Source organism: Streptomyces sp. NPDC050560, from assembly GCF_044457285.1.
In the GTDB taxonomy this organism is placed as follows: domain Bacteria; phylum Actinomycetota; class Actinomycetes; order Streptomycetales; family Streptomycetaceae; genus Streptomyces.
The window spans coordinates 462,912-475,388 of sequence record NZ_JBITGT010000001.1; the positions used below are offsets into that span (position 1 = coordinate 462,912).

The following is a 12,477-nucleotide window of genomic DNA, read 5'->3' on the forward strand; positions in this document are numbered from 1 at the left end:
GTGCCGTGCAGTGCCGTGCCGTGTGCCGTGCCGTGCCGCTACGCCGTGGCCTGCTCCTGCTGCTCCTGCTCCCTGTCGTGGCCGTGGTGGTCGGCGAGCACGGTGCTCAGATAGCCCGCGATCTCGCCGACGGTCGGGTAGTTCCACAGCAGCGTCGCGGGCAGCGCGACCCCGAGGTCCCGCTCCAGGGCGACGCGTACGGCCGCGGCGAGCAGGGAGTCCACCCCCGCCTCCGTCAGCGGGCGGTGGACGCCGACCGCGTCGGCCCGCACCCCGAGCACGGAAGCGACCCTGGCCCGCACGTCGTCGAGCAGGTACGCGGCCAGTTCGTCGCCGCTGAGGCCCACCCAGTCCGGCACCTCGGCGGGCTGGCCCGTGTCGCCTGCGGCGAGTTCCGCCAGCAGCGCGGGGCGCGGCCCGGTGTGCCCGCGCAGCAGCCCCAGCACCGCGACCAGCGCGCCGCCCTGGTCGGCGAGCGTCTGGTCGAAGGCGCGCAAGGCGTGGTCGGGGGCGATGTCGGTGGTGCCGCGGGCGTGCAGCTCCACGTCGGTCGCCTCGGCCGACGTCGCCATGCCGAGCCCGCGCCAGCTCGTCCAGGCGAGCGACACCGACTCCCGGTGGCCGCCGCGGCGCCGGTACGCGGCCAGTACGTCGAGGAACGTGTTGGCGGCGGCGTACGCGCCCTGGCCCGGCAGCCCGAGCAGCGGCCCCGCGGACGAGAACAGCACGAAGAAGTCGGTGACGCCGGGCGGGAAGAGGCCGTGCAGGACGAGCGCGCCCTCGGTCTTGGGCCGCATCACGGCGCGCAGGTCCGCCTCGTCGAGCCGGTGCAGCAGCGCGCTGTGCACGGTGCCCGCGGCGTGCACCACGCCCCGTACGGGCGGGAGTTGGAGCGCTTCCAGCTCCCTCCTCGTGGCCGCCGCGTCGGTGATGTCGGCCGCGACGGTACGCACCGTGACTCCGGCGCCCTCCAGGCGGCGTACCGCCTGGACCCGGGGGTCGTCGTCGGACCACTCGGCGCGCGGCGGCATCGGGGTGCGGCCGAGCAGCACGATCCGGCGGGCGCCGCGCTCCGCGAGGTGCCAGGCGAGTTCGAGGCCGAGCACCCCGAGGCCGCCGGTGACCAGGTAGGTGCCGTCCGGGCGGCAGGTGAACGGCGCGGTGTCCTGGCCGAGTTCCGCGGGCACCAGGCGCGGCACCAGGGCGCCGTCCGCGGTGACGGCGAGCACCGGCTCCGCGGGGCGCAGATGCAGCAGGTTGAGCAGCAGCCTGGCCGGGACCTCGGTGAGCTGCCCGGCGGGCAGGTCGATGACGCCGCCCCAGAACTCGGGGTGCTCGCTGGCCGCGACGCGGCCCATGCCCCACAGCGGGGCCTGCGCGAGCGCGCCGTCCGTGGCCGCCTCGCGGACGCCGCCGGTCAGGCACCACAGCACGGGGCGGCGCTCGGGCAGCGCCGCGACATCGGCGACGAGCCGGGTGAACTCGGCCGCCACATCAGCCGGTTCGAGCCCGCCCTGGTGCATCGCGCCGGGCGCGAACAGCACGTGGTCGGCGTCGGCGAGCGCCGCCCTGTCGACGCTGACGGTGGCGCCGTGGGCCGCGGCCTCCGGCACCAGGGAGCGGGCGAGCGCGAGCGGCCCGAGCACCAGGACCGTACGGCCGCCGAGGGTGGTGCGTGCGGTGGTGTCCACGGGGAAGGGGTGCCAGTCGGTCCTGAAGCGGCCCCCGGTGCTCCGCTCCTCCTCCGACAGCTCGCCGTCAAGCTCCCCGTAGTGCAGCCCGCGCAGCGACAGCGCGGAGCCGGAGTCCTCCGCCAGGCCGCGGATGTCGACGTGCACGGTGGTGGGCCGCTCGGGGTCGAGGCGTACGGCGATGGCGGCGCGGCGCGGCGGGGCCCCGGCGCGCAGCACCTGGTCGATGCGGGCGGGCATGCGCAAGGCCGCGGGGCCCGGGAAGATGACGGAGGCCATGGAGAGCGCGGCGTCCAGGACCGCGGCCCAGCTACGGTCCAGCGGTGCGGTCGCGGTCGCGGTCAACGTGGCGTCGCCGCGGTGCAGTTCGTCGACGGTCCAGGGGTATCCCATGTCGGCGACGCCGAGTTCGGCGAGCCGCTCGACGACGAAGCCCGGGTCGAGCGCTTCGGCCGCGGGCCCGGCGGCGACGGGTGTCACGGGCTCCCCGGTGCCGGGAGCCGCGAGGGTGTGGGTGGTCCAGGCGGTGTCGGGGGCGCCGACGCGCCGCGAGACGAGCCTGAGCCCGGCCTCGTCGTGCACGATCTGCACCTCCCGGGTCTCCTGCTGGGGCACCACCACGGGCTGGCGCAGCCGGACGTCGGCGAGTTCGTCGGTGCCCGCCGCGGTGAGGAAGGTGTTGAGGAGCACCGCCGCGGGGACGATCTCGGTGCCGAGCACCGGGTGGCGGCGCGGGTAGGGGCGGGTGCGGAAGTCGAGCGTGGTCTGCCAGACCCGGGTGCGTGAGCCGTGCACGGCGGTGGGGGTGCCGAGCAGGGTGTCGACGGGCGGCTCGTCCGCGCCCGCGCGGGCGTCGACCCAGTGCCGCTCGTGCTGCCAGGCGTGGACGGGCAGTTCGGCGAGGCGGCCGGTGGGCTGGAGGACGCGCCAGTCGACCGGGACGCCCGCGCAGTGCAGGGCGGCGAGCGAGGTGAGCAGGGTCGCCTTCTCGGGCTTGTTGCGGCGCAGGGTGGGCCGGACGAGGGCGCCGGGCAGCCCCGTGGTCATCTCGGTGACGGAGTGGCTGACGACGGGGTGCGCGGAGATCTCCAGGAACACCCGGTGGCCGTCCTCGACCGCCGCGGCCACGGCCTGCTGGAAGCGTACCGGGTTGCGCAGGTTGTCGGCCCAGTAGCCGGCGTCCTGGCGGCGGCCGCAGCGGGGGTCGTCGACCGCGGTGAGGTACAGCGGCACCCCGGGCTCGCCCGGCCGCAGGTCGGCGACGGCCGCGGCGAGGTCGGCGGCGGCCTCGTCCATGTGGCCGCTGTGGAAGGCGACGTCGGAGTCGACGCGGCGGACCGTCCAGCCGAGCCCCGCCCACTCGGCGGCGGCGCGGTCCACCGCGTCGATGTCGCCCGCGACGACGGTGGACGAGGGCGCGGCGGCGATGGCGGCGCAGAGGGTGCCGGGGATGCCGGAGGCGGCGACGCGCTCGGCGGCCTCGTCGAACGGCCGGTCCACCATGATCATGGCGCCCTTGCCCGCGACCTTGCGCAGCAGCATGGAGCGGCGGCAGATGAGGCGGGCGCCGTCCGCCTCGTCGAGCACCCCCGCGGTGACGGCGGCGGCGATCTCGCCGACCGAGTGCCCGATGATCGCGCCGGGGCGCACCCCGTGCCTGCGCCACACCTCGACGAGGCCGATCTGCATGGCGAACAGCATGGACTGGATGACGTCGACGGAGCCGAGGTCGCCCCGGGTGAGGACGTCGCGCGGGGTGATGCCCATCTCCTCGGCGTATATCGGCCCGAGCCGGTCGATGGCGGCGGCGAACACCGGTTCCTCTTCGAGGAGTTGCCGCCCCATGCCGGCCCACTGGGAGCCGTGCCCCGAGAACACCCACACCGGGTCGGCCGCGGGCCCTGTGGGCTCGCCGGTGACGACCGCGGGGTCGCTCTCGCCCCCGGCCAACGCGGCGAGGCCCCGGGCGAGTTCGTCGCGCCCCCCGGCCAGCACGGCGGCGCGGGAGGCGAGGTGGGCGCGGCGGTGCGCCAGGGTGTGGCCGACGTCGGCCGGCTCGTGCCCGTCGAGCGCGGCGAGCAGGCTCGCGGCCTGTCCCGCGATACCGGGCGCGGTGGCGGAGGAGAGCGGGTAGAGGGTGAGCCGGGGGGTCGCTTCGGAGCCGGTGCCGGTGCCGGTGCCGGTATGCGCGAGGGTGCCGGTGCCGGTCTCCTCGGCGCCGGACGTGTCGGTACGGGGTGTGTCGGTACGGGGTGTGTCGGTACGGGGTGCCTGTTCGAGGACGACGTGGGCGATGGTGCCGCCGTACCCGTAGCTGGCCACGCCCGCGAGGCGCGGGCGGCCGGTCCCCGGCCAGTCGGTGGCCTCGGTGACCAGCCGCAGCCCCGACTCCCGCCAGGGGATGTCGGTGCGCGGCCCGCTGGTGGAGAGGGTCGGCGGGATGACCCCGTGCTCCATGGCGAGCACGGTCTTGATCAGCCCGGCGATCCCGGCGGCGGCCTCGCAGTGCCCGATGTTGGTCTTCACGGAGCCGATCAGGCAGGGCCGCGCGGCGTCGGTGCGCGCCCCGACGACCTCGGCGAGCGCCGACGCCTCGATGGGGTCGCCGACCCGGGTGCCGGTGCCGTGCGCCTCCACGTAGTCGACGTCGCCCGGGACGACCCCGGCGGCCTCGTAGGCCCTGCGCATCAGATGGGCCTGCGCGGTGGGGCTCGGCGCCATGATGCCGTCGGTGCGGCCGTCCTGGTGGACGGCGCTGCCGCGGATCAGCCCGAGCACCCGGTCGCCGTCGCGCCGCGCGGCGGAGAGCAGCTTGAGGACGACGACGCCGCAGCCCTCGCCGCGCCCGTAGCCGTTGGCGGCGTCGTCGAACGCCTTGGAGCGGCCGTCCCCCGAGATGGCGCCCGCCCGGTCGAGGACGGTGGTGAGTCCTGGGCCCGCCATCAGCATGATGCCGCCCGCGAGCGCGAGGGGCACCTCGCCCGCGCGCAGGCTCGCGCACGCCTGGTGCAGCGCGACGAGCGAGGACGAGCAGGCGGTGTCGACGGCGAGCGAGGGGCCGCGCAGGTCGAGCGTGTAGGAGATGCGGTTGGGCACCCCGCACAGCGAGGAGCCGATACCGGTCCACGCCTCGACGCCCGGCAGGTCCTCCAGCAGGCGGCGCCCGTAGTCGTCGGTGCCGACGCCGAGGAACACCCCGGTGTCGGTGCCCGCGAGCGAGGTCGCGGGGATGCCTGCGTGCTCCAGGGCCTCCCAGGCGACTTCGAGCGCGATGCGCTGCTGGGGGTCGAGCTGGCGGGCCTCGGTGGCCGAGATGCCGAAGAAGGCGGCGTCGAAGCCGGAGATGTCGCCGAGGAAGGAGCCGTTCGGGCTCACCCGGGTCAGCACGGCCGCGTTCTCCCGCGACTGGGCCCGCTGGGGCGCCCACCGCTCCTCGGGTACGGGTCCGGACGCGTCCACCGCGTCCATCAGCAGGTCCCACAGGGCCTGCGGGGAGTCGGCGCCGCCGGGGAAGCGGCAGCCGATGCCGACGACCGCAACCGGCTCGGCGGGGCTCGGGGGCAGGGAGGACAGCGCGCTCATGGAGTCACCGCTCACGATTGGATGCCGTTCTCGGGGGACGACGGGGGGATGGTGGTAGGAGGCGGGATCGGGCGGGCGGGCAACTCCCCACACCCCCCGACGAAACGGAGAGCCGAAAACCGGTGACCACTCAGAAGTACATGATGGCCTTGTCCCAGTCCTCGCCCTCGGCGAAGAGGTACCGCGCCTTGAGAATGTCCCGCGGCGTACGCAGCGCCTCGGGCGACACAAGACCGCCGAGCGGCAGCCCGGTGACCCGGTGCGGGACGCCGAGTTCGCGGTCGACGGCCTCGCCCAGCTCCTTGACGGCCTGGCCGCGTACCTCGTCGGGGGCCTCGAACTCGATCCGCAGCACGTCGCGGTGGGCCATCGCCCGCCAGAACAGCACCTCATAGGCGGCGGGCAGCGAGAACACCAGCTCTTCGAGGCGCTGTTGGGTGACGGTGCCGTCACCGACCCGGTGCCCGTCACCCGCCCTGCCGAGGACGGTCACGGTCGGCAGCAGCCAGCCGCAGGGGCAGGGCGCCTCGGACACCTCGACCTCGTCGGCGAGGTTGTAGCGCAGCAGCGGCATCGCGTCCCGGTACAGCGGGGTGACGACCATCTGGCCGCGCCCGGAGGTGGTCAGCTCCCCGGTCTCCGGGTGGTACACCTCGAAGACGGCGCGGTCGGCCCACAGGTGCATCCTGCCCTCGGGGCACTGGCCCGCGATGGTGCCGGTCTCGGTGGAGCCGTACTCCTCGACGAGCGGCACACCGCCCCACACCTCGCTCAGCCGCCGCCTGCGCACCGCGGTCAGCGGCTCGGCGGCGGTGAACATGGCGCGCAGCGCGGGGAAGTCCTGGTCGGGGCGGAGCCCCGCCGCCTTCGCCGCCGCCGCGAGCATGGTGATCTCGGTGGGGTTGCACCAGGTGAGGGTCACGTCGAGGGTCTTCAGGACGCGCACCATCCGGGACAGCGGGGTCGCGAGCGAGCGCGCGTCGCCGGGGATGACGGTGGCGCCGCGCAGCCGTCCCGCGGCCTGGGCGAGGTGCCCGGTGATGACGAGTCCGTAGGGGGTGCGCACCAGGAAGGTGTCCGAGGGGTCGATGCCGGTCCACTTGCGGGCGAACCGCTCGGCGAGGTCCACCCAGTCGCCCTCGGTGTAGTACGAGGCGGTGGGCCGGCCCGCGGTGCCGCTGGACTCGTGGTAGGTGGCGAGCTGCTCGCGCGGCACCGCCAGCATCCCGAACGGGTACTGGTCGCGCAGGTCCTGTTTGGTCGTCAGCTCGACGCCGCCGAAGTCGTCGGCGTCACGGGGCGGGGTGCGGCCCTCGTAACGTGCCGCGTAGAACGGCGACTTCAGGGCCTGCGCCATGACTCTCGGGAGCTGGGACCGCTGGAGTTCGGCCAGTTCCGCGGAGCTTGACCAGTCGCCCGGTTCCGGACGGGACAACGTCATCTGGACTCCCCCTCGTGAGTGCCCTTCGTCGGCTCGCTCCCGCCGCGTGCCGGGGCGTGTCCTGCGGGTCTCCGCGGGACACGGCCGGGTCCGCACGGCGGCCGCGCAGTAGCAGGACACCACCCGGGGCGGCCGCGCACGCGAGTAGTCGCCACTCAAATCGGCCGGCCGCGCGGCCACCTGGTGCCCGGGGTGGGCGGGTGCACGGGGGGTGGTGGCGCCACCGGGGGCGCCCGCGGCGGTTGAGTACCGCCTACTCATGAGGCACCGCCGTACCGGTGCTGTGCTTGCCGACGAGACACCAGCCGCCCGCCGCGCGGCCGTGGCACCCCCGGGGGCCGCGGGCACCGCACCCCGGTCGGGCACCCACCAGCTACCCCTGTCCGCCCCGCTCACACCGCCACTTCGGCACCGGGCCCGCGCCACCGCCGCGACAGGCGCTTTCGGACAGCCACCAGGACGTGCCACGACACGAAGGAGTCGGCTCGATGAGGACTGAGAACCTGTATCTCGCCGGGATCGGCAGCCATCTGCCGCCCCTGATCCCCGCCGAGCGCGCGGTCGCGGAAGGGCTCTACGACGAGCAGGCCCGGCAGTCCTCCGGCATGCGCTCGGCCGCCGTCAGCGAGTCCACGCCCGCCCCGCACATGGCGATCGACGCGGCGCGGGCGGCGCTCGCCGGGTCCGGGCACGGCCCGGACGACATCGGCATCCTGCTGCACAGCTACACCCACCACCAGGGCCCCGACGGCTGGTCGGCGGTGCACTACATCCTGAACAACACCGTCGAGCGGCCGGTGCCCGCCGTCGAGGTCAAGCAGGGCTGCCTCGGCATGCTGGCGTCGGTGGACATCGCCGCGAACCGGCTGATCGCCAACCCCACCCACGAGGCCGCGCTCATCACCACGGGCGACAACTACTCCACGCCCGGCGTCGACCGCTGGCGGGCGTCGAGCCTGTTCGTGCTCGCCGACGCGGGCTCCGCACTCGTCCTCTCGCGCCGCTCCGGCTTCGCCGAGCTGCTGGCGCTCGACTCGCTGTCGGACTCCTCGATGGAGATCCTGCACCGGGCGGGCGAGGAGCTGTTCCCGCCCGGTGTCACCCGCGGCAGGGGCCTGAACTTCGCGGAGCGCGCCGAGAAGGTGCGCGAGCAGTGGGCCGCGGGGCAGGCGCCGCCCATCAAGAACTTCGGCGACCGGGTCGCCGAAGTCGTCGAGAACACCCTGAAGCAGGCCGGGCTCACGTTCGACCAGGTCGCGAAGGTGTGCCACGTCGGCTTCGCCCGCCCGGCCCTTGAGGCGATGTTCCTGCTGCCGCTCGACGTGCCCGAGGAGAAGACGGTCTGGGACTACGTCAACACCGTCGGCCACACCGGCGCCGCCGACCTCTTCCTCGGCCTCGAACACGTGTGGCGCACAGGACAGGTGCGGCCGGGCGACCATGTGCTGCTGGTCGGCGCGAGCACCGGCATGGAGGCCGCGGCCGCCGTCGTCCGAATCGCCGAGGCGGCCCCCGGGGCGCCCGCGGGCGAGTCGGCGTAGGGGCGCGCGATGCTCGACGGATTCACCCCCTGGCCCGAGGAGTTCGCCTCCCGCTACCGCGAGGAGGGCCTGTGGCGCGGCGAGACCATGGGCGAGGTGCTGCGCCGCGCGGCCCGCGCCCACGGCGACAAGGCCGCGCTCGTGCACGGCGGGCGCCGCGTCGGCTACGCGGAACTCGACCGCTGGGCCGACCGGCTGGCCGCCGGGTTCGCCGCGCACGGGCTGCGCGCCGGGGACCGGGTCGTGGTGCAGCTCCCCAACGTGCCGGACTTCGTGGCGATCGCGTTCGGCCTGATGCGGCTCGGGGTGAAGGTGGTGTTCTCACTGCCCGCGCACCGCGCCACCGAGATCACCCACCTGGTGGAGCTGAGCGGCGCCGTCGCCTACCTGGTGCCCGAGACCCACCGCGGCTTCGACTTCCGCGACCTCGCCCGCCAGGTGCAGGGCGACACCACCACCCTCAGGACGCTGTTCGTGCTGGGCGCCAAGACCGACGGGTTCGTGTCGGTGGCCGAGGTGGAGTCGGCGGTGCCCGAGCCCCGCCCGCTGCCCGAACCCGCCGCGTCCGACGTGGCGTTCTTCCTGCTCTCCGGCGGTACGACGGCGCTGCCCAAGCTGATACCGCGCACCCACAACGACTACGTCTACATGTCCCACCAGGCCGCCCGCGTCTGCGAGTTGACCGAGGACGACGTCTATCTGGCCGTGCTGCCGATCGAGTTCAACTTCGCCTTCGGCTGCCCCGGCGTGGTCGGCACCTTCCACACCGGCGGCACCGTCGTCCTCGCCGACACCCCCAACCCGCTGGACTGCTTCCCGCTCGTCGAGGAGCACGGGGCCACCGTCACCGCGATGGTGCCGTCCATCATGACGCTCTGGCTCGAAGCCGCCGAGTGGGCCGAGGACGACCTGTCGAGCCTGCGGCTCGTGCAGGTGGGCGGGGCGCGGATGCCGCGCGAGTTCACCGAGCGGATCACCCCCACCCTCGGCGCCCGGCTCCAGCAGGTGTTCGGCATGGCGGAGGGGTTGCTCACGTTCAGCAGGCCCGACGACCCCGAGGAGGCGGTGCTCACCACCCAGGGCAGGCCGATCTCCGACGCCGACGAGGTGCGCATCGTGGCCGGCGACGGCACCGTGCTGCCGCCCGGCGAGGTGGGCGAGCTAGTCACCCGCGGCCCGTACACGCTGCGCGGCTACTACCGGGTGCCCGACTACAACCGGCGCGCCTTCACCCCCGACGGCTTCTACCGCAGCGGCGACCTCGCCAGGCTCACCGAGGACGGCGACCTGGTGATCGAGGGCCGCATCAAGGAGACCATCATCCGCGGCGGCGACAAGGTCGCCGCGGGCGAGGTCGAGGACCTGCTGCTGGCCCACCCCGGGGTGGCCGCGGCGGCGGTGATCGGGGTGCCCGACCCGTTCCTCGGCGAGCGGATCTGCGCGTTCCTCGTCGCGGCGGGCGCCGAGGTCCCGCTCGCCGACCTCAAGAAGTCCGTGCACGCCCGCGGTGTCGCCGACTACAAGCTGCCCGACGTGGTCCGCTACCTGCCCGAGCTCCCCCTGACCCCCCTCGGCAAAGTCGACAAGAAGGCGCTGGCCGCACACGCCGCGTCCGACCAGGAAGGCTGACGTGGACACCTCTACGCTCCCCGCAGAAGGCGAACTGCGCGCGATCGTCGCGCCGCTGCTCGGCTTGGCGCCCGACGAGATCGAGCCGGACGGCAACCTGGTCCTGCTCGGCCTGAGTTCGCTGGAGATCATGCGTCTTGTCAGCCGCTGGCGCAAGGCGAAGGTGCCGGTCCAGTTCGACGCGCTGGTCGCGGCGCCCACCCTGAACGGCTGGCTCGCGCACTTCGCCTCGCTCGCCCCCGCCGCGCCGAGCGCGGAGCCGGCGTGATGACCGCCCGGCTGATCACCGGCGGCACCGTCTACACCGCCGACGCCGAGGAGACCGTGCACGCCCGCGGGGCCGTGCTGGTCGTGGACGACACCGTCGCCGCGGTCGGCCCCGCCGACGAGGTCGCGCGGCAGGCCGCCGCGCTCGATCCGGCCGTGCGGGCCGGTCTGCGCACCGTCGACGCCAGCCGGATGATGGTACTGCCCGGCTTCGTGAACGCCCACTGGCACGAGATGTTCGCCATGGGCTTCACCATGCGCGGCGCGCTGCGCCCGGTCTCCGACCGCGAGGACCAGGTCGGATTCATGGGCGGCGGCGGTGACATGCACCAGATCTCCGCCACCTTCGACCGCTTCGACCCGCTGATCGAGGCCATGGCGCCGGACGAGGCGCAGGCCATCGCCGAGTACTCGATGTGGACCCAGCTACGGGGCGGTGTGACCACCCTCGGCGACATGGGCTCCCTCAACCGGCCCTCGGCCATGGTGGCCGCGGCCCGCCGCCTCGGCCTGCGGTTCTCCGCGAGCACCTGGGCCGCGGACGCGGTGTGCGCGCCGGGCGAGTCCCGGTTCACCCGCACCCGCGACACCGACACCGTGCTGGCCGGCTTCGAGGCGCTGCTGCGGGAGGCCGAGGCCGACACCACGGGCCGTCTCAGGGCCAGGCCCAACGTCTCGTACGTCACCAACATGACCGACGAACTCGCCCGCGGCATGGGCGACCTCGTCGCGCGGCACGGGCTGCCGTTCTCCACCCACGTGGGGGCGCTGCGGCACGAGGCCGACCTGATGCGCCGCTACTACGGCGACACCGGGCTCCGCAGGCTGGCCGGGCACGGCCTGGTGGACGAGCGGTTGATGGCCGGGCACTGCGCGTTCCTCGACGAGGACGAGCAGAAGCTGATGCTCGCCGCGCACGCCCACATCAGCCACTCTCCCGGCAAGTACGGCCCCTCGGGCGAGTCCGCGCTCACCGAGACCGGGGTGGTGCCCGCACTGCGCAGGGCCGGGCTCGACGTGTCGCTCTCGACGGACGCGGCGGCGCTGCCCGGCGCCGGGATCGCCGAGACCATGCGCGCGGCCTGGCAGATGTACAACGAGATGAGCGCGGACCAGACCGAGGTGCTGCCCACCGACGCGCTGGCGATGGGCACCCGTATCGCCGCCCGTGGCCTCGGCTGGAACGACGCCGTCGGCAGCCTCGAACCCGGCAAGCAGGCCGACCTGCTGCTGGTGCGCGCCGATGACTGGCGCTACCTGCTCAACCCGCGCCCGCTGGAGAGCTTCCTGTGGCTCTCCGGGTCGGCGGACGTGCACACCGTGCTGGTCGGCGGCCGCGTACTCGTCGAGAACGGGCGGGGCGTCGAGGTCGACGAGGCGGCGCTGCGCGCGCGCTACCTGGAATCCCTGGCGGGCTTCACCGGGCGGGTGCTCAAGGTGCCCGCGGAAGCGATCGACCGAGTACTGGGACAGGTGAACCGATGAACAGCAGCACATACGAGACAGCAACGCGCCCCGCCGCCCCCGCGGCCGGCTCCGACTGGTCGGGGGTGGCCGTGGTGACCGGCGCGGCGGGCGGTATCGGCGCCGGGGTGGCCAGGGCGCTCGCCCGGGCCGGGGTGCCGGTGGCCCTGCTCGACCGCGATGTCGTGGCACTGTGGGAGCTGGCGGCGGAACTGGACGCCGCGGGCTCCGGGGTGCTGCCGCTCGCGGTGGACGTCACCGACAGCGCGGCGGTGGACATCGCCGTCGACAAGATCGAGGCAGAACTCGGCGCCATCTCCTACCTGGTGAACGGCGCCGGGGTGCTGCGCAGCAAGCCGACGGGTGAACTGACCGACGAGGACTGGAACTTCATCTTCGGGGTGAACACCAGCGGGGTGTTCCACGTCAGCCGCGCGGTGTCCAGGCGCATGGTGGAGCGCGGGCACGGCTCCATCGTGACGATCGCGTCCAACGCCGCGGTGACACCGCGCGCGACGCTGGCCGCGTACGCGGCGTCCAAGGCGGCGTCCTCGATGTTCACCAAGTGCCTCGGCCTCGAACTGGCCCGCCACGGGGTGCGCTGCAACACGGTCGCGCCCGGCTCGACCCGTACCGCGATGCTCACCGCGCTCCAGGGCGACGCCGCCGTGTCCGCCTCGGTGGACGGCACCCCCGACACCTTCCGGGTCGGCATCCCGCTCGGCCGGGTCGCCGAGCCCTCGCACATCGCCGACGCCGTGCTGTTCCTGCTCTCCGAGCGCTCCGCCCACATCACCATGCACGACCTGACCGTGGACGGCGGCGCCTCCCTCGGCGCCTGAACCACCCGCCCCGCAACCGA

7 protein-coding genes are annotated in these 12,477 nt (G+C 74.3%); 5 read left to right on the forward strand and 2 right to left on the reverse strand.

What is annotated here, in order from left to right:
- Nucleotides 1-38 precede the first annotated feature (38 nt).
- Nucleotides 39-5,288, reverse strand: coding sequence for a type I polyketide synthase (locus ACIBIW_RS01940; RefSeq protein ID WP_399330855.1), 5,250 nt, complete (start codon nucleotides 5,286-5,288; stop codon nucleotides 39-41).
- Between the two features lie 115 nt (nucleotides 5,289-5,403).
- Nucleotides 5,404-6,714, reverse strand: a complete 1,311-nt coding sequence (locus ACIBIW_RS01945) for a phenylacetate--CoA ligase family protein (protein ID WP_399330857.1) — start codon at nucleotides 6,712-6,714, stop codon at nucleotides 5,404-5,406.
- Between the two features lie 488 nt (nucleotides 6,715-7,202).
- On the opposite strand from ACIBIW_RS01945, the gene ACIBIW_RS01950 reads away from it, so the two are divergent.
- From ACIBIW_RS01950 to ACIBIW_RS01970, 5 genes are read left to right on the forward strand one after another with little or no spacing between them, the layout of a single operon-like run.
- Entirely contained in the window at nucleotides 7,203-8,255 is a 1,053-nt protein-coding gene (locus ACIBIW_RS01950; RefSeq protein WP_399330859.1) for a ketoacyl-ACP synthase III family protein, read from the forward strand.
- Nucleotides 8,256-8,264: 9 nt separating this feature from the next.
- The gene (locus tag ACIBIW_RS01955; RefSeq protein ID WP_399330861.1) at nucleotides 8,265-9,884 is read left to right on the forward strand and encodes a (2,3-dihydroxybenzoyl)adenylate synthase; all 1,620 of its coding nucleotides are present in this window, start codon (nucleotides 8,265-8,267) and stop codon (nucleotides 9,882-9,884) included.
- Between the two features lies 1 nt (nucleotide 9,885).
- Nucleotides 9,886-10,152 (forward strand): phosphopantetheine-binding protein, encoded by a 267-nt coding sequence (locus ACIBIW_RS01960; protein ID WP_399330863.1) that lies wholly within the window; start codon nucleotides 9,886-9,888, stop codon nucleotides 10,150-10,152.
- On the forward strand, nucleotides 10,152-11,636 hold the full coding sequence (locus ACIBIW_RS01965) for an amidohydrolase family protein (protein ID WP_399330865.1): 1,485 nt from the start codon (nucleotides 10,152-10,154) through the stop codon (nucleotides 11,634-11,636). Before ACIBIW_RS01960 ends, ACIBIW_RS01965 begins: the two co-directional genes overlap by 1 nt.
- On the forward strand, nucleotides 11,633-12,457 hold the full coding sequence (locus tag ACIBIW_RS01970; RefSeq protein ID WP_399330867.1) for a 2,3-dihydro-2,3-dihydroxybenzoate dehydrogenase: 825 nt from the start codon (nucleotides 11,633-11,635) through the stop codon (nucleotides 12,455-12,457). The genes ACIBIW_RS01965 and ACIBIW_RS01970 overlap by 4 nt, the downstream gene beginning before the upstream one ends.
- Nucleotides 12,458-12,477: the final 20 nt, after the last annotated feature.

Coding starts and splice junctions, on each gene's coding strand:
- ACIBIW_RS01945 (WP_399330857.1), bottom strand. CDS start 6,714: ATGACGTTGTCCCGTCCGGAACCGGGCGACTGGTCAAGCTCCGCGGAA.
- ACIBIW_RS01950 (WP_399330859.1), top strand. CDS start 7,203: ATGAGGACTGAGAACCTGTATCTCGCCGGGATCGGCAGCCATCTGCCG.
- ACIBIW_RS01955 (WP_399330861.1), top strand. CDS start 8,265: ATGCTCGACGGATTCACCCCCTGGCCCGAGGAGTTCGCCTCCCGCTAC.
- ACIBIW_RS01965 (WP_399330865.1), top strand. CDS start 10,152: ATGACCGCCCGGCTGATCACCGGCGGCACCGTCTACACCGCCGACGCC.
- ACIBIW_RS01970 (WP_399330867.1), top strand. CDS start 11,633: ATGAACAGCAGCACATACGAGACAGCAACGCGCCCCGCCGCCCCCGCG.